The sequence below is a fragment of the Desertivirga brevis genome (assembly GCF_017355835.1).
The window spans coordinates 132,980-153,944 of sequence record NZ_JAFEWF010000009.1 but is presented as its reverse complement, the minus strand read 5'-3'; the positions used below and the strand labels follow the sequence as shown (position 1 = coordinate 153,944).

Genomic DNA, 20,965 nt, shown 5'->3' with positions numbered 1-20,965 from the left:
TTCAATTCAATATTTTCACAGGTAGCTTTCCTTGAAAATGATCCTTCAGAAATGTTCCGTTCCCGTGAAGCGTCCATATCTCCTTAGGTTTAACGAAATCCAGGCTTTTTAGTATATCATCCCAGTCGGCATGGTCAGAAACATAAAGTTCTAAATCGTTCTTTGCCTGCAATCTCTTCCAACCAGAAGCAAAGACCCGAAGTACACCCTTCGCTCTGAAATAGCTTTCAAATGTAACTGGTGGCACAATATAAACAAATCCTTTTTCCGGTAATTTCATCAATTTTCTGTTGTAAGGCTGGTAGATGCCCGGGGAAAAAGAAAAGTCTTCGTAGATCTTTGTTATTCCTAACATGGAATGATGAAGGAAAATAGTTTTGTTCGGACAGTATGTATTAAGGAGATGTATTAATCGTTGAGCTTTCCCTAGTGCATAAGCACCTAACAATATGTTATGATCCGATGCATTCAGTTTATGCATTTCAGTATCAATATCGGGGTGTTTTATATCGGGGTTCGCAAAAGTAGTTTCTGTAACGAATACATCTGCCTCTACGAGTTCAAGCGGTTCACAAGTAGGATCGTTTTGTAATTTAAAATCGCCGGTATAAAGGTATTTCGTATCCTGATACTCCATTAAAATCAGAGCCGAGCCTAGTATATGACCTGCTGGAAAAAAAGTAATCCTGATTCCTTTTATTAAGAAAGACTGATGATAGGAATAGGTGCAGATATTTCGCCCTGCATTTTTCTTCAAGCGAAGCTGCATAATGGCAGCAGTTGCGGGAGTGCAGTAAACGTTATTATTACCACTACATGCATGATCACCGTGTGCATGAGAAATAACAGCATGGTCAACGGGTTGTGAAGGATCTAAATAGAAGTTGCCGGGCTTACAAAACAGCCCATTATCTGTAAATACTAAGAAATCAGGTATTATCATTTGATACTTTCCTCAAGAAAGCGATTGTATAGTTTGATAATTTCAGGTAACAGAAAATGTTCCTCGTTGTTATTTAACACAAAGTCTGCAAGTCTTTCTTTCTCCTCATCGCTCCATTGCCTTGCCATCCGCTTCCTTATTTCCTCCTCTGAGGTTTTATCACGGCTAATCACTCTTTTAAGCTTTAAGTGCAAAGGAGAGGTTACCAGAATAGTATACTTGCAATCTTTATAGGAATTGCTTTCGTATAACAAAGCAGCTTCTTTAACTACAAAAGGCAGGTTCTGCTGATCCAAGGACCATTGGTCAAAAGCTCTGAAAACTGCAGGATGAACGATTGAGTTTAATTTGCCTAGTTCGGCCTCGTCTGCAAATACTTTTGATGCGAGGTACGCGCGGTTTAACTGACCGGATTCAGAATATGTTTCATCGCCGAAAGCCTCCTTTACTGCCTGAATCAGGATAGGATCATTCTGCATTACGGACTTTGCAACAGTATCCGCATAAAACACTGGAACACCTAATAGCTCAAACACTTTGCAAACAGTCGTTTTACCGCTTCCTATACCTCCAGTAATTCCAATCTTAAGCATCTATTTCTGTATAATAAAATCCACTACCTGAGGCTCCACTTTTACCAACTTCGTAAAAGCGGGAAGCTTCTTAAATACAACTGGCAACTGAGGATATCGATACTTTTGCCAGCCTTCCAAATCGGCAACAGCCAAAAAAGAATCGCGTTCGAGAGAGCGATATCCCTTTAAGCTAGTCAGGAGTGTTACCTTCACCTTCTCTGGTAAGAGCCGTACTTCCTCATTCTGGTTGTTCAACACCTTAACGGGAATTTCAAGAACTTTCTCGGTAAATGCATCCACAGGCACCCTAACCTTTACCTGTTGAGGAATTACATCAATATTCGCTGCCGGCTTTTTCACATTAACCTTGCTAACAATGCTGTTATTGACGAGCTCCATCGCAAATATCTCTGTCTCCCAGGAATCAATTGATTTTAGATCTTCAGCCGCTCCCGAAACGATAACAGAATCAGGCGAGAATGTTAAAGGTCCTGCCATTCCAAACCCTTGGTCAAAAGAAAGGCGATAAAGCAATTTAACAGGAACTTTCTTTGTCACCCGTCTTGCGAAGTCAAAGAACAGTGTATCCGGTGAAGCTGACACAAAATACTGCCCGTTAGTTAATTGAGAATTAATACGTTTTGACTGGTCTGACAGAAGTACAAATTGATTTTGGTTTAGAGCTTTTAAACTTACATTGATAATAGTAGAATCTGATTTCAGTTGGGAGAACAATAATTGCCAGCCGGAGCCTTCTATATTAATAGAGATACTATCATCATTCAGTGACCGAAAAGCCTTATGAAAGGGAGGATCGATATAATTGAGCCTAACATGAAGCGGATAAGTATACCGGTTCGAAAGGGTAAAAAACAACCAGCAGAAAATAGCGATTAGCATGCTTGTAAAAAAGACAGTTAATCTCCGTCGCTCAATCCTGCTTAGTCTGAATACCGGCATATGATCAAATTTACATTAGGCTTATGGGAATTTAAAATCAAATGCCATGCAAATGCATGGCATTTAACAGTAAAAAACTTCTTTTATGCTTTAGCAGCAGGAGGATTAAGAGCCTTAGAAGACTCAAGGGATACTGCAGCCTTATCGAACCGGATTTTGGTACCGCTTTCTACTTCTAAAACAATAGTGTTATCGTTAAGATCCACAATTCTTCCATGAATACCAGCCGTTGTTACTACTTTATCGCCCTTTTTAAGAGCTTCAACAAATTTCTTCTGTTCTTTTTGCTTATTCATTTGTGGACGGATCATGAAGAAATAGAACACGACGATAATTAGCACCATCGGAATCATTTGCATCAAGCCGCCTCCTGCTTGTAATAAAATACTTGCTGTCATAATTTTTTTTATATCGTTTTACTTTTTTGCTTCTACCTCTCCTACAAGGTATACCTCTGTTGCTGATGGTACAGCATTAGAAGTTACTGTTATCACTTTATTTTGCATTCCCGATCTGCCAGAACTGTTAAATATTACTTTTATCACACCAGTCCCGTCTGGAGGAATGGGCGCGTGAGGGAATTCAGGAATAGTACAACCACAGCTTGCAGTTGCATTGGAGATGATCAGGGGGCTCTTCCCGGTGTTTTCAAATTTAAACTCGTAGGTCACCTTTTCACCTTCAGCAACTTTACCGAAATCGTAGTTGTTTTTTTCAAACTTAATAACCGGGGCATTTTCCGGATTTTCCGTAGCCGCATTACTGGTACTATCGGTTTCCTTAACCGCTTTTTTGTTATTATTACATGATCCCAGAAAAACAGAAACTGCTATAGTAGCAGTTAAAATAAAGTTTCTCATATATTGTTATTCAATTAATCCTCGTCCTGATTTCCTGACCTTTCCCGCAGTTTTCAGCTCGGCCAGAATTTTGTCTAAAATACCATTTATGAAGGAATTACTTTTAGGAGTACTGAATTCCTTTGCAATTTCGATGTATTCATTCATCGTAACCTTTACTGGAATGGAAGGAAAATGTACCAGCTCCGTAAGCGCCATCTTCATTAGTAATATGTCTATCAGCGCAATACGATCAGCTTCCCAATTCTTTGTTTTTTCAGTGATGTAACCCTGGAATTCTTCATCATAAGCAATCACTTTACTAAACAGGTTAACGACGAAATCGCGATCTTCTGCCCAATCGGGGCTTATTTTTGCCAATTTATTTTCATTTGGCATTTCACTTTGAAAGTTACTGAAGGTTTTAGCCACCATTGCGTCTAATACTTCTTTGTCTACCGGCCAGTTGATGAATTTGTCTTCAAAAACCTGATCCACGGATGGCGTAACCTTTATAATTTTCTTGTAGATGAATTTGATGATCTCCTTTTCCGCTCTGATGGAATCGTCCTCTGAGTTGAGGTAAGCTTCATACTCAGGCTTATCGCGGAGAATATTATAGATAGTCTTTGAAACTTCCGGATCGAAGCTCCAGGAAGCTCCGTACTTTTTCACTTCGCGTTGATACTCTGAATTCTCCCGCAACGCAACAAGGAACTTATTCGAGTGAAGTTTGGTATTCACATTTAAATCTTCCTCTGAGGGAAGATAGCGGTTCTTTCTCTCATCCGCATCGATCAACACGTATTCGGCAGTATCCTGTAGTAAAGCCAGAAGCCAGATATATATTTCATACACATCATCAACGCTGCCCAGTAACTTCTTCTCAAAAGCCTTTACCTGTTTATCCTCCGATAGGTTATACGCATACAAAGCTTGTAGAACCTTTACCCTTAACTGCCTTCTATTTAACATTTATAAGAACGATTTTATTATTTATATCTATTTACCTCTAAAAAACCTGCTTAAAACATTCATGCACCTTACTCACCTCTACTTCGTGCAAGTTCTTAATATCGTATTAACCCTAACTCTAGTAAGATCCCTTGATTTTTTTAATGTCTGCTATTCTCTTCTCGGCGATAATTGCTGCCGCTCTACTTGTAGAAATATTTTCCTCTCTGGACTTTTTCAACACGGAGCGGGTCGCAGCATAAATATTTTCGGCCAGCTGCATAGTTCTTTTGCGACTGTAAGCCGACTGGAGTTCAGAATAACAGTTGATCATCCCTCCTGCATTGATTAAGTAGTCAGGAGCATAAAGAATACCCTTCTCAAGGAGCATTTGCCCGTGCAAATCTTCATCCGCTAATTGATTATTGGCTGAACCTGCTATGATAGCACATTTCATCTTCTGAATAGTGTCTGTATTAATAATGCCTCCCAATGCACATGGAGCAAAAACATCAAACTCCAGATCGAGTATGTTATTATTAGAAACCGGAGTAGCACCGTACTTTTTTGCTACCTGCCTTAATCTGTCCTCATTAATATCGCTCACAAATACCTGCACGTTTTCGTCCCTAAGTAGGCGAACGAGGTTCTCCCCCACATGTCCGATCCCCTGCACTGCCACAGAACGACCAGCGAGCGAATCTGTGCCAAATACTTCTTTAACACACGCTTTAATCCCTAATAATACACCTTTAGCAGCTACCGGAGTCGGATCCCCGCTTCCACCAAGCGACTCGGGTAAACCAGCAACGTAAGACGTTTCCACACGGATGTACTCCATGTCTTTGGTGTCTGTTCCTAAATCTTCTGCTGTAATGAAAGAGCCGTTGAGGTTTTTTATGAAGCGGCCATATCGACGCATCAGGGCTTCGCTCTTTCCTGCCCGGTTATCGCCAATGATCACTGCCTGACCTCCACCTAAATTTAATCCACTGATTGCCGCCTTATATGTCATAGTGCGCGAAAGTCTTAGAACATCTTTCAACGCTTCGGTCTCAGAACGGTAGGCCCACATTCTGGTTCCTCCAAATGCCGGACCTAAAGTGGTATCATGAATTGCTATAATAGCTTTTAGACCGGTATCTTCATCACTACAAAACACTACGCTTTGGTGAGAACATTTGCTAAGCTGAAAAAATACAGAACTTTCTTCAAAAACCGTTGACGACATATATGCGATTAGGGCTGAAGGCGCAAAAGTACAAAATAATATACAAGTATAACCAAACAATGTTAGGATCTTAGTTAGTTTTGTGGCGCTAGCAGCTTAGGGAATTGAATTATCCCCTGGATGCTTCAGAAAATATTTAGCTAATATTCCGGGTTCAACACCTCATCTCAATATGAAAGAACTTGCTCATCTTAATAAGTACTTTTACAAATACCGCTGGCGACTAGTGCCGGGAATATTCTTTGTTATTACATCTAATATTTTTGGCGTACTTCCTGCGCAAGTAATACGCTTGGCATTTGATCTTGTAAACGAGAACATCAGCGTTTTTCGACTATTCACTGGCTTCGACAGGCAGCAACTTATTTACCAGGTATTTACTTCCAGTCTGCTCTTCTTTGGATTCCTGGTGCTTGTATTAGCACTGTTACGGGGGCTGTTTCTATTCTTTATGAGACAGACAATCATTTTGATGTCCAGACATATCGAGTACGATATGAAGAACGAAATCTATCAGCATTACCAGGACCTGTCGATGAGTTTTTTCCGAAGAAACAATACCGGCGATTTGATGAACCGGGTAACAGAAGATGTAAGCCGGGTGAGGATGTACGTAGGACCGGCTATAATGTATACTATAAATACTATAGTCCTTTTTATTCTGGCTATTGTGGCAATGGTGAATGTGAATATGAAGCTTGCCTTTTTCAGTCTTCTCCCCTTGCCTATCCTTGCAATCACAATTTACTATGTTCATAACATTATAAATCATCGGAGCGAGCGCATCCAAGAGCAGCTTTCGCGCCTTTCCGCTTTCGTTCAGGAAAACTTCTCGGGAATCCGTGTAATAAAAGCATACGGACGTGAAAAAGAGATCCGGAAGAATTTTGCGGAAGAAACAGAGCAATATAAAAACACATCTCTCGCACTAGTACAGGTACAAGCCCTATTTTACCCAGCTATTCTTTTATTAGTTGGAATAAGCACCATTGTTACCGTTTATGTGGGAGGCATTGAAGTTATGAATGGAACCATAACGCCCGGGAATATTGCAGAATTTATAGTTTATTTAAACCTGCTAACCTTTCCGGTGATGTCTCTCGGCTGGGTAACCTCGCTCGTTCAACGCGCCGCCGCCTCCCAGAAAAGGATCAATGAGTTCTTACAAACAAAGCCGGAAATAGCCTGGACTAAAGAAGAAGAGCTCGCACTTGAAGGGAGAGTTGAATTTAAAAATGTAAGTTTTGTATATCCCGATACTGGAATCAAAGCGGTTGATAATATTTCCTTCGAGGTTAAGCCGGGCGAGTTTCTTGCTATTATAGGAAGAACAGGCTCGGGAAAGTCTACCATTGCCAACCTTCTATTAAGAATGTATGATACGACTTCAGGAGAAATTCTCATTGACGGAAAACCGTTAAAGGAAGTAAATCTAAGTTCCTACAGAAGTCAGGTTGGCTTTGTTCCCCAGGAAGTCTTTCTTTTTTCAGACACCATTAGCAATAATATAGCCTTTGGAGAAACTGAAACGAACATAGAAAAAGTGGAGCAGGCGGCGAAGGATGCAGCAGTTTACAAAAATATTATCGAGTTTGAAAAAGGCTTTGAAACGATGATTGGCGAACGGGGAATTACATTATCCGGAGGACAAAAACAAAGGGTTTCGATAGCACGTGCTCTGATCAGGAACCCAAAAGTTTTAATATTTGACGATTGCTTGTCGGCAATCGACACCCGGACCGAAGAAGAAATTCTCAACAATCTTGGAAAAAATATGCAAGGGAAAACAACGGTTTTAATTGCACATCGGGTTTCGACCATAAAAAATGCTGATAAAATCCTTGTTTTAGACCAGGGAAAGATCATTGAACATGGAAATCACGAAGATTTGATGGAGGTAAATGGCGTTTACAAAGATTTGTACGAAAAACAATTACTGGAGGAAGAACAGGAAGACATTTCATAAATGTTCAAACACGTAAAAAGTTCATGAATAGTATTTTGAAGTATAAAAATTTTTACTTTATATTTACCGCAAGCAAACTTTAACGATAACATGGGAGATTTTGAAAACAAAGAGAGAGAAGAGGTTTTTTCAAAAAAAGTAAGAGCTGGTAAAAGGACCTATTTTTTTGATGTAAAGGCAACGCGCTCTAATGACTATTACATCACTGTCACTGAAAGTAAAAAGCGTCTTGAAGACGGAGTTTTTGTAAAGCATAAGATCTTTTTATACAAAGAAGATTTTGAAAAATTCAGTGAAGGATTAAAAGACACTGTTGACTATATTAAAGCTCATCAGGAAGTAGTTGAAAAAAGATATGAATTCAGCGAGAACGCGTTTGAAGCCAAATCTGATGACGACTTCTCTTTCGATATATAAGTAAAGACCTAAATATTGAAGACATTAACCATTTCGGCGGAACCGGGATGGTTTTCTTTTTTTAAGGAACCTTGAGCCCTTTTCTTTGTTAACATTAAAACTTTAACAAATGGAATACCTGCCTTCTGAAAAAAACTTCCTCGGCTTACCTGACGAACGATTGTTCGCTTACGACAGAAGCAAAGTTGTAATTCAACAAGCGCCCTATGAATATACTTCATCTTATCTTAGCGGTTCTCATAAAGGGCCCCAAGCTATCATAAAAGCTTCTGCTTATGTTGAATGTTACGACGAGGAGTTAGATACAGAAATCGTTGAAAAAACAGGGGTTGCAACACTTCCCCCTATTATTTTCAAAGATAAAACAGATGCTGATGCCATTGCTCTGATAGAACAGGAGACGGATAAGTTGCTGAACGACGACAAATTCGTAGTATCCTTAGGAGCCGAGCATACCGTTACCCTTGGATTCATCAAATCCTTTATTAAAAAGTACCCAAAATTAAGTATTCTTCAAATTGACGCCCACTCTGATCTAAGGGAGAGCTATAACGACAACATTTACTCCCATGCTTGTGTAATGGCCCGGATAAATGAACTGGGATTAACCATTTGTCAGGCCGGAATAAGAGCTCAATGCCGTGAAGAGGCTGAGCTAATAAAGAGCTCCCAGAACATTCACACTTTCTATGCGCATCAAATTCGGACCAATCCGCTTTGGATTAATGAAATCGTTGATTTTTTAGATAACGATGTCTATATAACTATCGATGCAGACGGGTTCGATCCTTCAATCATGCCAGCTGTAGGTACAGCGGAACCAAATGGCCTGTTTTGGACAGAGACTCTTCAACTACTCAGGAAGGTTTTCCAGGAGCGGAACGTTGTAGGTTTTGATGTGGTTGAATGCGCACCTATTGAAGGCAGTATACTATCCGAATATACTTTGGCAAAGCTTGTTTATAAACTAATTGGATACAAGTTCTCAGAGAAAAGACTGTAATTCCACTCAACCCTTTCTTAGCTAAATTAATTACTATCTTTGCAGCCGAATTTTAGTGGCTATCAATAGTCTTTAGCACTATGACTTGTTAAGTTTAGCGTTCAAAAACGCAAGCTGAAACAGGAATAGTTGCTTGTTGCCTCTAAAACGAAGGACTTACACAAAAATAACAGACATTATTAATGGCATTACAATGCGGAATAGTTGGTTTGCCCAACGTAGGAAAATCAACCCTTTTTAACTGTTTATCAAATGCGAAGGCTCAAGCTGCCAACTTCCCTTTTTGTACAATTGAACCAAACGTTGGAGTAATTACGGTGCCCGACGAAAGGTTGAACAAGCTGGCCGAGCTGGTTAATCCGCAAAGGGTAGTTCCTAATACCATTGAAATTGTTGACATTGCCGGACTGGTTAAAGGAGCTAGTAAGGGCGAAGGCTTGGGTAATCAATTCCTGGGAAATATCCGCACAACAAATGCAATCATTCACGTTCTTCGTTGTTTTGACGATGGAAACGTTGTGCACGTAGATGGGTCTGTAGATCCCATCCGTGATAAGGAAATCATTGACACCGAACTTCAACTAAAGGATCTGGACACAGTTGATAAACGTATCCAGAAAGTGGAGAAGATGGCTAAGACAGGTGGAGATAAGAATGCTAAGAAAACATTTGAAATCTTAAGTATCGTAAAATCACACCTTGAATCTGGAAAATCTGTAAGGACTGCACCGATCAGCGAAGAGGATCAGGAGTTCATTTCAGACCTTAGTCTTCTTACTGTCAAACCTGTACTTTATGTATGTAACGTTGAAGAAGCATCTGTAAATACTGGAAATGCCTACGTGGAACAGGTAAAAGAAGCAGTAAAGGAAGAAAATGCAGAGGTTTTAATCATCTCGGCTAAAATTGAATCTGAAATTGCAGAGCTTGAAAGCTACGAAGAAAGAGAAATGTTCCTTGCTGATCTTGGTTTAGAAGAGTCAGGCGTGGCAAAGTTAATCCGTGCAGCTTATAAATTACTTAACCTGGCAACTTACTTTACTGCAGGTGTCCAGGAAGTACGGGCATGGACAATTACCAATGGATTTACAGCTCCACAAGCTGCAGGTGTTATCCATACCGACTTCGAAAAAGGCTTTATCCGCGCAGAGGTTATCAAGTACGCCGACTTTATTAATTTGGGCTCGGAAGCAGCATGTAAGGAAGCAGGAAAGCTAAGTGTTGAAGGTAAGACTTATGTGGTGGAAGATGGAGATATTATGCACTTTAGGTTTAATGTGTAATAACAGCTTGATCATAAAAAAAGGCAATTTGAACTATCAAATTGCCTTTTTTGTTTATTAAATATCTCAGCGATAGGTTATGCTTTTTGGTTCCGACCTCTAAGAACTACTATACCGAAAGTGGCAGAAGCGCCGATTAACCAAATTACATGATCGTCAAGAGGCCCATGTTCTGACTCATCACATGCCAGTTCTATACACTCATCTGGAGGCACTCCTCCATCTCCTGGTGACCATTGTGCTTTTATCTTGAATGGCATCACCGATATCAAACACAACATTAACAAAAATTTCCTCATAAAAACACCCCTAATTCTTCAATACTTTATAATTCCCAATAAGGGTATTTTCAGTTGTCCGTACTTCTAAAATATACATTCCCTTACTCAGTGCAGCGACCGCAAGTTCTCCTCCTGTAGTCCCAAGTAATTCTCTCCCGTTCATATCAAAAATGCGCAGTCTCAAATCACCCCTGCTTTCTGCTGTACTTATCTTCAACACATCTGTAACCGGGTTGGGATAGATGCTAATTAATGTCTTTGCGCTAAAGGAGAAATCGACTGAAATCACGTTACTGTATGTGTAAAGACCATCTTTGTCTACAGATTTTAAACGATAGTAGTTTATACCTGCAATTGGTGACTGGTCTGTTAATGAGTAGTTCAAGGTGGAAGATGAATTACCAGCAGCGTCAAGTTTCCCTATGGTATAAAAATTCTTACCATCGGTGGATTGTTGAACTTCATAATGTTTACTGTTCATCTCGCTTGTTGTCGCCCACTGTAGAGATATACCTTCTGGAACCTTTTTACCAGTGAAACTAGTCAGTTTAACAGGAAGAGTACTAGGTGGAACTAATAGTAACTTGAAGCGATCTCCAAATGTGTTGCTAATTGATTTATCAATATCAAAAGAATATTGCTGGTCGGTTTGAAGATTTGTAACTGTCCCCGTATAGTCATCCTTCAAGAAAACAGTCGTACTATTCATTCCTGTGTAGTTAGATAGCTTGAATGAGTAGGTACCCGTTTCGGCTGCAGTGGCATACAGAGGGACCTCCACCTGTCCGGAGGCTGGGGGTATATAATTTATCGCCAAATATTTACTATCAGGCGTTACGCTGGTTAAAGTTACCGGCCCCTCTCCCATATAAGAAATGTCGCTACCATCTAGTGTTTTTAAAGAGCCATCCTTCAAAACGATTGTTGTTTCGTCTGTAGAGTATTCATCTTTGGCCATTACAATACTTAGTCGTGTTGACATAGGCTGCGTCAAAGTTGTAGCCTTTTCAGTTGTAAAAGACAGCGAAGGCATTTCCTTGACGCTCATTAATCTTACCGGAGGATTTGTATTTGTTACTTTAGCATTCTCGGTAAAAGTGATTGAAGGGTTTGCTTTATTAGCTTTTATAAAAAAGCCTTGACCTGGCAAAAGATAGCGGGAGCCACCATTCGTACTTGCTTCAGGAGTATAAATTGCAAACGTTCCATTCTGCTTCTGCACCCAAATTGTGCTTTCAAGGCCATTCTTTATGATCCCTGCACCATCCCAATCAATTACACATGGATAAGGATTACCAATAAGATTAAATCCGTTGCTTCCATCTTCGCCAAGATTATTCGTATAAGTAATAGCAGGAGAAATATTTCCACTATTAATCACCCCATAGTACTCCATGGTGACGTCTTCCGGTGTCCCGTAGGTGCCATTTACCTTCACAAACTTATCACCCTTCGAATTGTCTTTCTTGCCTCTGAAATAGAAGTATATACCTTTACCTTGACTTATATATTCTGTAGTCGCATTTGCAGCATACAGATATTGATTCTGATTATTCTTTTGGGGTTCATTATAGTACTTGATCGTGCTTCCGTTAGCCGGAGATGGATCAAAACCTTTAGACTCACCTCCTGGTCCAGTTACATACATAGTTCTTTTATACCCTGCGATACCAAATCCCTTTGATGGAGAAGAAACATCATACACGGGAGATGTTATTGTCCTAAAGTTCCTATTTGATAGACTGGAACCCTTCATAAATGCTTGAACTGTTACGTTTCCTGTGATTGCTCCTCCACCAGTAAGGGGACCGATATTAGCATTTGAGCTTTCTGTCGAAAGAAGAGTGAGATGTCCGTTTGAATTAAGGACGCTATTTCCCGTTATATTGACGACTCCTTTAATTAAAAGTGGATTATCTAAAAGAATAGCACTGGAATTATTATTAATAACCAAAGACTCTAGAACATTGGTAGAACCAGGTACTGTTTGGTCCATCCTGATAGTAGAATTACCACTAGCATTGATAATAATTTTGCTTGTTCCTCCTCCCTTGATATAACCTGCTCCAGTTATAGATTGCGCAGTTAGAGTAAACCCGTTCAGATCGATTGAAGCACCTGCATCAATTATCAGTTGCCCAACTGTTAAGTTTGCGCTTAATTTCGGTAAATTAGTTTTATACGGGATGAAAACATTATCTCCATTAGGAGTTGAGCTACTTGAACAAGTAGTCCAGTTTGATGGATCACCCACAGATGTTCCCGCATTTCCAACCCAGCTTAGGCCGCCGACGATCGCCTGTACTGGTATTCGATTAGAAGTACAAGATCCATTTGAGGCTTGTACATAGAATGTCTGATTTGTTGTTAATGAAGGAGTTGTAAACTCTTCTCCTGTCCTTATTGAAGATCCCCCGGAAGCAACATCAAACCAATACAATGTATATCCCGCTGACGCTGTTGCCTTTAGAACGGTTGTACGACCGGCACAAGCAAGCCCTGGTGTGGTTGCTGAAACCCCGGAAACATTTACAGTCACTACAGAAGGAGGACTTGTACAGCCGTTGACTGTTTGAGTAACATAGTAATAATAGGACCCGGCTATCGCCGTTGACGGTACCGGTGTGGATGTTGCGCCGACGGTAGTCGTTGAAAAATTAATATTGAATATGTTTCCTGGAAAAGTATTTCCAATAATACTTAAAATGCCAGCAGACTCAGTTTGTGGGTAAGTTGCAGTTCCATAACAAAACTGTCCGCTTCCTGATACTATCCCTATTGAATAAGTACCCGCTTTCTCCAAATTATAGTTGAACACCGCTTCAACTTTCACAGGCAATTGACCTGCGGTTTCTGAAATTTCAGGTGAAGAAACCAACAATGTTCCTGACTCATCAAAGATTCCTAGTTTAAGATTATTTGCTTTGTTATTCTTTAGAATAAAAAACTCAAGGGAATTGATCAATACATTTGCACGTGAAGTTGTAAAACTGGTTCGCTTTTCACTTGTTTGCAGAAACCCTCCTGAGCTATTATACTCATAAGCAGTTCCCACCCTGGAAGAAATGGCAGCTGTCCATAGTAAATTAGATCCATTGGCAGTCAACGCCCCAACAGAGCTACCCTGGCAAACATTTATCGGAGTCGTCACGGTAGGGGCGGGTGTGGAATTCACATTCACGACGATTGTTGCTGGTGAACTTGTAACTCCATTTACAGTTTGAGTGACATAATAATTCTGAGATCCGGCTGCATCAGTAGAAGGAGTAGGGGCTGTAGAAGTAGTCTGATTATAGGTATATTTAATATTAGTAAAAAAACGTTTTGAACCAGGGGTCGTGCCTGTAATAGATAAAGGGGCAGCTCCAACTGTTGAACTAAAATCTGCATATGCTACATTTCCAGAACCTGATTTAACGCCGATGTAGTATGTACCAGGCGTAGCCAGAGTATAATTGAAAACATTTGTTATCGTTCTGAGGCTAGCCCCGGAAGAGGTTGTTACAGTTGAAGATTCAGCTATCTCTTGTTCTGCAGCATTATAAATAGCGAGTTTAAGATTACTAACTGATTGATTTGGAGTAATGGCATAGTCCACCGAGATAATCTTAACATTTGCGACGGTGGTTTTAATTACCGTCTTCTTGTTATTATTACTATTAAAAACACCACCAGCAATATGTTCCTTGTCGAAGTCCGATAGGGGAACTACCCCACCTACACTTGAACTTACTGGACTTACCCATTGTAAGTTGGTTCCAGTAGCTGTAAGAGGTGCTGGAGTTGTGCCATAACATAAATTAACGGGACTTGTTACTTTTGGAGGAGGTGTAGTGGTTTGCGCCAGAGAACCAAAACCAATAGAAAGAAAAAGGAAAACAAAAATCCTTTGAATTAATGAATCCATTGAGGTGCGTTAATATAAAATGCGTTAAAAAAATTGGAAGCTAATTGATAGGAGCTTCCTTAATACTCATCATACGTTTTCAAGCGAACAGCACTAGACAGCTTAAAAAACACGGGCCATCATAACTTTCAAGAAAAGCAATTTTCTTCCGGAAAGACCAGCGAGGCTTAACACTAAAGACAAAAACCTAACCAAAACAAATGTTGTAACACACTTTGTGTTTTTATCGTATAAAAGGCTGTAGAAAAGAAGTTTACCAAGGAGAATTTGGCAATGCGACAGACCCAATCTAGTGGACCGTGCAATTTTTTCCCAAATCACTTGGGAAATAAACATCAAAAAGAGAAAAATAATCCCCGATCAGGGAAATTAGATGTGGGTCCTATTATTGTTGACGGTGGGAACCTAATAGATCATTTTCACTATGAGGTCAAAGAAATCGTTTCAGCGAGAGAATCGGATAGGAGGTTTAGTCCAATATTAAACGAAAAAATTTCACAATACTGCTTTTTAAAACGAAAAGGAGTTTGCACTTAAACAGCGCAAACTCCTTTTCAATAATATTTTAAATTTCAGGATTTAGAAATAAAAATGGCCTAGTTTAACCCATTAACCTTTTTCCATTTAGGAAGATCCTTCTGTAAAAGCTTAACAGGCCATGTACCATACCAGGCATATCCCGTTCTTCTTTCAGCATCAATATCTGCAAGTGCATAGCGTACCACAGCATCCCTACCTATAAAGATAGGCTTGAATGTTTCCAGCTCGTAGAACCTGGCCCATATTGTTGAAGCGGGATCTTTTACTACAATGCGATCTTTACCCTTAGGCATCGATGGAGCATCCACATCACTAGTGTTATATCCAGCTATCTTCACTGCATCAAACCATGATACAGCTGATGTAATTGCTTCTTTAACCTCAGTTGAAGGATTTGGAACTCGCATCAAAAATTGAACAATAGCAACTGATTCTGCACTGCTAAGACTTGCAGGCTCAAAGGCTCTTGCTTTGGCAGGAGCTAAAGTATTTTGATCATATTGAGCTGCCCAAGCCGTTAGCTTTCCTTTCGTTTTTATCTGCGTATTTAGAATACAATTAACGCCATTCTTAACCGCATCGCCTGCTTGCTTCACAAAACGGACATCAACAACTTCGAAATCATTAGTTTTCTCAACAATGTCCTGAAGCACATTAAGCAAGTTCACCATTGCATTATCATTGAAAGTTATTTGTCCCCGGTAAAGATTTTTACGCGGAAAATATTGGGGCCAACCTCCATTCGGGTACTGGGCCCTAAGAATATAGTCAATGCCTTTTTCAGCCGCCTTCAGATAGGCAGGGTTCTGAGTTTCCTTATAAGCCTTTACCAAATATCTTATTTCACGGCTTGTCGCTTTATTATCGAAGGTTCCGTCTTCCTCGTTGATTCCACTTAATATCTCCTTCTTTTGTGCTTCGGTCAATACACCCTCATAAACAACCTTTTTCTCATGGATCGCCTTGGGCCAACCACCATAGCTACGCTGGTAGATCAACATATTTTCTGCAATAGGGTCAGTTTTAACCTGAGCTATTAGCGCAGCAGAACTAAGAAAAAAGAAAGCAATTACAACTAAGAAATTGAAAAAAGTCCCTGTACGTCTCATCATTTGATTTGAGCTGTAAACGTAATAAAAATAAGAAAGTTGCGCGACCTCAAATTTCTATTTAAAGAAAGATCTAAAAAAAGCTGCAAAAAAGAGATTTTCAATAAAAAAGCCACTATTCAATAGTGGCTTTTCCTGAAAGTCTAATTGTTTTATTTAGGTGACTAATTGTTTTTTAAAGGCCTCACTTAGATCCCTTAACTAAGATTTAAAGGCTAAGAAGAACCTTTAAAATTTTTATCCCCCTTTTTTGCGTTTCTGCTCATGGAGGTTTTTCTTATTAGGGCTTGTAATATTGTCTTGCCTCAGGTAATCTCTTTTGAATATTTGCGATACGTGTCTGATCACTAGGGTGGGTACTTAAAAACTCTGGAGGAGCTCCGTTTCCTTCCTTAGAAGTAGCCATACGTTGCCAGAAGGCTACAGCACTCTCTGGATTGTAACCTGCCATTGCCATAAAAATCAAACCTAATCGATCGGCTTCGGACTCCTGATTTCTACCGTACCTCAATAGAGCTAACTGACCTCCCAAACCGTAAAGCTGAGTAACAGTTTGTGACCCGGTAGCCGCCCCTACAATACCTCCCAATGCTTGCGCCCCGGCTGTTTGAGAATAACGCTCTTCTGCGTGGCGTGCAATTGCGTGGGCAATTTCATGTCCCATTACCGTTGCTAATCCCGCCTCTGTTTGTGTTACAGGCAAAATACCAGTATAAACGGCAACTTTTCCTCCTGGCATACACCAAGCGTTGATATCTTTACTCTGAACAACATTGAATTCCCACTGGAAATTATACTGATTGGCCTGCCCGTTCTGAGCAAGGAAACTTTCAATAGCCCTCGCTATCCTGTTTCCAACAGTCCTAACTCTCTGAACATCGCTTCCGCTGGTAACTACCTTGGTTTTAGGATCGGCAAGAAATTGGCGATATGCCTGTGCCGACTCTTGTTGAATTTGTTCTGTATTCGCCAGATTCAACTGTCTACGTCCAGTGATTGGAACAGTAGAGCATGCTTCCATTATAACAAGGCACGCAAGTGTGCCTATAATTTTTATCTTTCTCATAGAATGTGTTTTAGCAGATAACAGTTTACAGTTTATGCTGTTTTTTTTCGAAACAGATTTATCCTGTTTTCCTTGCCTTTAAGCAAACGCTCAATGTTCTTCTGATGGGTTACCAGAATCAATACACAAATACACATTCCATACAGCACTATAGAGCGCAATGGCGAATGAAAAACAAAAATAATACTAAGGGGAAATGCAAATCCGGCACTGATAGAGCTGAGAGAAACGTATTTTGAAACTAGTAGTACAACCAGGAAAACACCTATACAAATAAGTGCCGCCTGCAGATGAACCGCCAGTATCATTCCACAAAGGGTTGCAATACCTTTACCTCCTCTAAAACCTGCAAAGACCGGGAATAAGTGCCCCATTACTGCTGTTATACCAAGAGCGAGCTGGTAATTTGTAAATTGGACGGAATGCAGGGGACCGGTAACTGAAAGGCCAATAAAATAAACAAGATTTGTTGCCGTCCACCCTTTAACAATATCGATGATCATCACCGCAATTCCTGGCTTCTTTCCAAGAACTCTAAAAGTATTCGTGGCTCCGGCATTTCCGCTACCGTATTCGCGAACGTCTATTCCATAAAAGGCCTGACCTATCCAAACCGCACTTGGTATTGAACCACACAGATATGCCAGGATGAGTGCTCCTATCGAGTAAATTGATATCATTCAGCTTGCAAGTATACTAAAAAAAGAAAAGTCAAATTCGGGTAAGAATTTGAAAAATTAACTTTTTAGGGCTTTTAAGCTCATATCCAAACTTTTAACAGAATGCGTTAATGCTCCCATCGACACGTAGTCTACCCCACATTGAGCGTATTGCAAAACATTCTGTTCTGTTATCCCTCCGGAAGCTTCAGTTACAAATCTTCCGTCTACAAGCCTTACAGCCTGCCTTAGGGTTTCAAAATCAAAATTATCGAGCAGGATACGATCTACTTCGCCACACTCTATTACTTCCTGAAGCTCGTTTAGGTTACGAACTTCTATCTCAATTTGAATGTTTTTTTCCTTTTCCCTTATGTAATTCTTTGCCGCATTCAAGGCCTGCTTGATCCCACCTGCGTAATCAACATGATTGTCTTTGATAAGTATCATATCGTATAGACCGAAACGGTGGTTCACTCCTCCTCCTATTTTAACAGCAGCTTTTTCTAAGAAGCGCATGTTCGGAGTCGTTTTGCGCGTATCGAGCACTTTTGTACTAGTCCCCTCCAGTGATTTCGTTATACGATGTGTTGTTGTTGAGATCCCACTCATTCGCTGCATCGTATTTAAAACAAGTCGTTCGGCAGTTAATATAGAGTATACTTTGCCTTTTACCCTCAAAGCAATATCTTTAGGTTTAACCTCGGCACCATCATTTATGAAAACCTCGACTTTAAGATCGGCATCTACGGCCTTAAAAATTTCCAGGGCAACTTCCACTCCTGCCAAAACACCTTCTTCTTTAATAATAAGTTGCGCTTCACCTTCCTTTCCTTCCGGAATCGTCGATAGCGAAGTATGATCACCGTCTCCGATGTCTTCGAGCAGCGCGTCCTGTATAAATTTTTGTAGTAAGTCTTTTTCGTTTTGCATAACCTGCGGCTAAAATAAAAATTACATACGAGATGTAAGAAGTTAGATTTGACATGTAAACTACATAAAGCCATTCTGGTTTTGGCATTATTCGTTTGGACATTACTTTTTTGTAAAAGATCCCGAATGATAAAAAGGTTAGTCTACAATCAAATTTCGTAATCTACAATCGAAATCCTAATGATCTTTATCATTTTGCATCGCAGTAATTCAAATGTATATTTGCTATCGTGGAAAATAAAAAATTAGCACTCATCATTTTAGACGGATGGGGTTACGGCAAAGCCGATAGATCAAACGCAATTGAAAACGCAAAAACCCCTTTCTTTCACAGCCTTATAAACACATATCCCAATTCTAAGCTTGAAGCTTCGGGAATGGCTGTAGGTTTACCTGAAGGACAAATGGGTAATTCAGAAGTTGGTCACATGAACCTAGGCGCAGGCCGGGTAGTGTACCAGGAGCTGGGGCGAATTCACAAAGCGGTTGACGATGGTGAATTAGTTTCCAATCCAACTTTATCAGAGGCGTTTGAATACGCTAAAGCAGAAAATAAAAAAGTACATCTTATTGGCCTTGTATCTAACGGAGGCGTTCATTCTCATATAAAACACATTAACGGTCTTGTTGACGCTGCAAAGGCTCACCAGGTTGGAAATGTATTCATCCATGCATTCCTTGATGGCCGAGATACCGATCCAAATTCAGGAAAAGGATTCGTAACGGATCTTCAGAATCAGATACATGGTAACGCAGAAATAGCATCTTTGATTGGCCGGTATTATGCAATGGATAGAGATAACCGTTGGGAAAGGGTAAAATTAGCTTACGATCTGATGGTTAATGGAACAGGTACTGCTTCAACAGATCTGATCGCCTCCATCGATGCTTCGTATGCAGAGGGTGTAACAGATGAATTTATCAAGCCTGTGGTAAAAGTAGGTGAAGATGGCCAACCCGTAGCTAGGATTGAAAACGGCGATGTGGTAATTTGCTTCAACTTCCGTACAGACCGTGGCCGTGAAATTACGGTTGCTCTTACTCAGAAAGAATTCCCTGAACAGCAAATGACTCCACTTCAGTTACACTATGTAACTATGACCACGTATGATGAGTCGTTTAAGGGAGTTAAAGTAGTATTTAGAAAAGACGATCTTACTGAAACTTTAGGAGAAGTTTTGGAGAAGCATGGAAAAACTCAGGTACGTATTGCCGAAACTGAAAAGTATCCTCACGTAACCTTCTTCTTCTCAGGAGGCCGTGAAAAAGAATTCGTCGGAGAAAAACGTCTTTTAGTTCCATCGCCAAAAGTAGCAACCTATGATCTTCAACCAGAAATGAGCGCTGAAGGAATCAGAGATGCTATATGTAAAGAGCTTGCCGAGGGTAAACCAGACTTCGTTTGCTTAAACTTTGCAAATCCCGACATGGTTGGACATACCGGAGTATTCGAAGCGGTAGTTAAGGCGGTAGAAACTGTTGACTCATGTTTGCAGAAAGTAGTTGAAACCGGTCTTCATCTTGGCTACTCCTTTATCGTGCTTGCCGATCATGGTAATGCAGACTACATGGTGAATGAGGATGGATCTCCAAATACTGCTCACACAACCAATCTTGTACCTTGTATATTAATAGACAAAGACTACAAGCATCTCAATAACGGAAAACTGGGAGACATTGCTCCTACAGTTCTTCAGATATTAAATGTACCAATACCTGAGAAAATGACAGGCGATGTGCTTGTTTAAGGAATGAGGTTAAGTTCACTACATAAGGTAAGCCTGCTTTTACTGATTGCAGGCTGCTCTAATAAACAGGAAGCTTCTGGTGTCAAAAGTTATTTTGACATCAGTGGCTTTTTTTCTTCTGAGGCAGCGAGCTTGCACAATGAAGGCGCTACTGTGCTTAAAACAGTCATTCAAAATGGGAAAACAGAGCAAAAAAACATAACTAATATCAACTGGAAAACGGAACTCGAGCTTTTCAGTAATTCCGACATCAACAAGCCTGCCTGGGATAAAAGTTACAAAGTTTCTACCACCCCTTACAGCACTGAATACAAGGCCCTGGATGCCAAACTTCGTACAAGGAAAATAAGAATCGAAAAAAAGGCAGATGGAAAAGCAAAGCACATCTACATTCAAAACGAAGTGAACAACATGTTGTATTCTACTACAGAAGAACTTCATTACTACCCTGACTCACTTTATGAGATTCAAAAATCACAGACGGTCCTGATTCTGGGTGATAATAATTATAAAATAACAGGATCATTAAAAAATAAATAAACCTCCAATAT

19 protein-coding genes are annotated in these 20,965 nt (G+C 40.1%); 6 read left to right on the top strand and 13 right to left on the bottom strand.

From position 1 onward, the window contains the following. Position 1: 1 nt before the first annotated feature. The 7 genes from J4N25_RS20205 to J4N25_RS20175 all read right to left on the bottom strand — a co-directional run bounded on the left by J4N25_RS20205 (position 2) and on the right by J4N25_RS20175 (position 5,502). Positions 2-943: an MBL fold metallo-hydrolase gene (locus J4N25_RS20205; protein ID WP_207423616.1), complete on the bottom strand. Its 942-nt coding sequence runs from the start codon at positions 941-943 to the stop codon at positions 2-4. Beyond that, positions 940-1,536, bottom strand: coding sequence for a dephospho-CoA kinase (gene coaE, locus J4N25_RS20200; RefSeq protein WP_207423615.1), 597 nt, complete (start codon positions 1,534-1,536; stop codon positions 940-942). The genes J4N25_RS20205 and coaE overlap by 4 nt, the downstream gene beginning before the upstream one ends. After that, positions 1,537-2,418 (bottom strand): CdaR family protein, encoded by an 882-nt coding sequence (locus J4N25_RS20195; RefSeq protein WP_207423614.1) that lies wholly within the window; start codon positions 2,416-2,418, stop codon positions 1,537-1,539. It lies immediately after the preceding gene. A gap of 143 nt (positions 2,419-2,561) precedes the next feature. Further along, positions 2,562-2,876 (bottom strand): preprotein translocase subunit YajC, encoded by a 315-nt coding sequence (yajC, locus tag J4N25_RS20190; protein WP_207423613.1) that lies wholly within the window; start codon positions 2,874-2,876, stop codon positions 2,562-2,564. Positions 2,877-2,894: 18 nt separating this feature from the next. After that, entirely contained in the window at positions 2,895-3,338 is a 444-nt protein-coding gene (locus J4N25_RS20185; RefSeq protein WP_207423612.1) for a DUF1573 domain-containing protein, read from the bottom strand. Between the two features lie 6 nt (positions 3,339-3,344). Further along, entirely contained in the window at positions 3,345-4,292 is a 948-nt protein-coding gene (gene nusB, locus J4N25_RS20180; RefSeq protein ID WP_207423611.1) for a transcription antitermination factor NusB, read from the bottom strand. Positions 4,293-4,410: 118 nt separating this feature from the next. Then, positions 4,411-5,502, bottom strand: coding sequence for a Glu/Leu/Phe/Val family dehydrogenase (locus J4N25_RS20175; RefSeq protein ID WP_207423610.1), 1,092 nt, complete (start codon positions 5,500-5,502; stop codon positions 4,411-4,413). A gap of 172 nt (positions 5,503-5,674) precedes the next feature. Between J4N25_RS20175 and J4N25_RS20170 the strand changes: the two genes are divergently transcribed. From J4N25_RS20170 to ychF, 4 genes are all read left to right on the top strand, one after another. Then, positions 5,675-7,468 carry an ABC transporter ATP-binding protein gene (locus tag J4N25_RS20170; protein WP_207423609.1) on the top strand — a complete coding sequence of 598 codons (1,794 nt, stop codon included), beginning with the start codon at positions 5,675-5,677 and terminating at the stop codon, positions 7,466-7,468. A 90-nt stretch (positions 7,469-7,558) separates the two neighbouring features. After that, complete coding sequence (locus J4N25_RS20165; protein WP_207423608.1) at positions 7,559-7,885, top strand: DUF3276 family protein; 327 nt, start codon at positions 7,559-7,561, stop codon at positions 7,883-7,885. Positions 7,886-7,994: 109 nt separating this feature from the next. Further along, on the top strand, positions 7,995-8,888 hold the full coding sequence (speB, locus tag J4N25_RS20160) for an agmatinase (protein ID WP_207423607.1): 894 nt from the start codon (positions 7,995-7,997) through the stop codon (positions 8,886-8,888). Between the two features lie 182 nt (positions 8,889-9,070). After that, entirely contained in the window at positions 9,071-10,171 is a 1,101-nt protein-coding gene (ychF, locus tag J4N25_RS20155) for a redox-regulated ATPase YchF (RefSeq protein WP_207423606.1), read from the top strand. A 77-nt stretch (positions 10,172-10,248) separates the two neighbouring features. On the opposite strand, the gene J4N25_RS20150 is transcribed toward ychF, so the two are convergent. The 6 genes from J4N25_RS20150 to nadC all read right to left on the bottom strand — a co-directional run bounded on the left by J4N25_RS20150 (position 10,249) and on the right by nadC (position 18,666). Next, positions 10,249-10,431, bottom strand: coding sequence for a hypothetical protein (locus J4N25_RS20150; protein WP_207423605.1), 183 nt, complete (start codon positions 10,429-10,431; stop codon positions 10,249-10,251). A 49-nt stretch (positions 10,432-10,480) separates the two neighbouring features. Further along, positions 10,481-14,359, bottom strand: a complete 3,879-nt coding sequence (locus tag J4N25_RS20145; RefSeq protein WP_207423604.1) for an Ig-like domain-containing protein — start codon at positions 14,357-14,359, stop codon at positions 10,481-10,483. A 596-nt stretch (positions 14,360-14,955) separates the two neighbouring features. Further along, positions 14,956-16,011, bottom strand: coding sequence for a pectate lyase (gene pelA, locus J4N25_RS20140; protein ID WP_242695960.1), 1,056 nt, complete (start codon positions 16,009-16,011; stop codon positions 14,956-14,958). 277 nt (positions 16,012-16,288) lie between these two features. Next, positions 16,289-17,074: a M48 family metallopeptidase gene (locus J4N25_RS20135; RefSeq protein ID WP_207423603.1), complete on the bottom strand. Its 786-nt coding sequence runs from the start codon at positions 17,072-17,074 to the stop codon at positions 16,289-16,291. Between the two features lie 32 nt (positions 17,075-17,106). Next, positions 17,107-17,754, bottom strand: coding sequence for a glycerol-3-phosphate 1-O-acyltransferase PlsY (gene plsY / locus J4N25_RS20130; protein WP_207423602.1), 648 nt, complete (start codon positions 17,752-17,754; stop codon positions 17,107-17,109). Positions 17,755-17,811: 57 nt separating this feature from the next. Further along, entirely contained in the window at positions 17,812-18,666 is an 855-nt protein-coding gene (gene nadC, locus J4N25_RS20125; RefSeq protein ID WP_207423601.1) for a carboxylating nicotinate-nucleotide diphosphorylase, read from the bottom strand. 230 nt (positions 18,667-18,896) lie between these two features. Here nadC and gpmI point away from each other — a divergent pair, with 230 nt between their 5' ends. Continuing rightward, positions 18,897-20,414 (top strand): 2,3-bisphosphoglycerate-independent phosphoglycerate mutase, encoded by a 1,518-nt coding sequence (gpmI, locus tag J4N25_RS20120; RefSeq protein ID WP_207423600.1) that lies wholly within the window; start codon positions 18,897-18,899, stop codon positions 20,412-20,414. Between the two features lie 3 nt (positions 20,415-20,417). After that, on the top strand, positions 20,418-20,954 hold the full coding sequence (locus J4N25_RS20115; protein WP_207423599.1) for a hypothetical protein: 537 nt from the start codon (positions 20,418-20,420) through the stop codon (positions 20,952-20,954). Positions 20,955-20,965: the final 11 nt, after the last annotated feature.

What these genes read in the sequence shown, in the direction of transcription:
- J4N25_RS20150 (WP_207423605.1), bottom strand. Translation starts at nt 10,431, where the DNA reads ATGCCATTCAAGATAAAAGCACAATGGTCACCAGGAGATGGAGGAGTG.
- nusB (WP_207423611.1), bottom strand. Translation starts at nt 4,292, where the DNA reads ATGTTAAATAGAAGGCAGTTAAGGGTAAAGGTTCTACAAGCTTTGTAT.
- nadC (WP_207423601.1), bottom strand. Translation starts at nt 18,666, where the DNA reads ATGCAAAACGAAAAAGACTTACTACAAAAATTTATACAGGACGCGCTG.
- J4N25_RS20170 (WP_207423609.1), top strand. Translation starts at nt 5,675, where the DNA reads ATGAAAGAACTTGCTCATCTTAATAAGTACTTTTACAAATACCGCTGG.
- plsY (WP_207423602.1), bottom strand. Translation starts at nt 17,754, where the DNA reads ATGATATCAATTTACTCGATAGGAGCACTCATCCTGGCATATCTGTGT.
- yajC (WP_207423613.1), bottom strand. Translation starts at nt 2,876, where the DNA reads ATGACAGCAAGTATTTTATTACAAGCAGGAGGCGGCTTGATGCAAATG.
- J4N25_RS20185 (WP_207423612.1), bottom strand. Translation starts at nt 3,338, where the DNA reads ATGAGAAACTTTATTTTAACTGCTACTATAGCAGTTTCTGTTTTTCTG.
- J4N25_RS20175 (WP_207423610.1), bottom strand. Translation starts at nt 5,502, where the DNA reads ATGTCGTCAACGGTTTTTGAAGAAAGTTCTGTATTTTTTCAGCTTAGC.
- J4N25_RS20115 (WP_207423599.1), top strand. Translation starts at nt 20,418, where the DNA reads ATGAGGTTAAGTTCACTACATAAGGTAAGCCTGCTTTTACTGATTGCA.
- ychF (WP_207423606.1), top strand. Translation starts at nt 9,071, where the DNA reads ATGGCATTACAATGCGGAATAGTTGGTTTGCCCAACGTAGGAAAATCA.
- J4N25_RS20165 (WP_207423608.1), top strand. Translation starts at nt 7,559, where the DNA reads ATGGGAGATTTTGAAAACAAAGAGAGAGAAGAGGTTTTTTCAAAAAAA.
- J4N25_RS20195 (WP_207423614.1), bottom strand. Translation starts at nt 2,418, where the DNA reads ATGCTAATCGCTATTTTCTGCTGGTTGTTTTTTACCCTTTCGAACCGG.
- J4N25_RS20135 (WP_207423603.1), bottom strand. Translation starts at nt 17,074, where the DNA reads ATGAGAAAGATAAAAATTATAGGCACACTTGCGTGCCTTGTTATAATG.
- coaE (WP_207423615.1), bottom strand. Translation starts at nt 1,536, where the DNA reads ATGCTTAAGATTGGAATTACTGGAGGTATAGGAAGCGGTAAAACGACT.
- J4N25_RS20205 (WP_207423616.1), bottom strand. Translation starts at nt 943, where the DNA reads ATGATAATACCTGATTTCTTAGTATTTACAGATAATGGGCTGTTTTGT.
- pelA (WP_242695960.1), bottom strand. Translation starts at nt 16,011, where the DNA reads ATGATGAGACGTACAGGGACTTTTTTCAATTTCTTAGTTGTAATTGCT.
- speB (WP_207423607.1), top strand. Translation starts at nt 7,995, where the DNA reads ATGGAATACCTGCCTTCTGAAAAAAACTTCCTCGGCTTACCTGACGAA.
- J4N25_RS20145 (WP_207423604.1), bottom strand. Translation starts at nt 14,359, where the DNA reads ATGGATTCATTAATTCAAAGGATTTTTGTTTTCCTTTTTCTTTCTATT.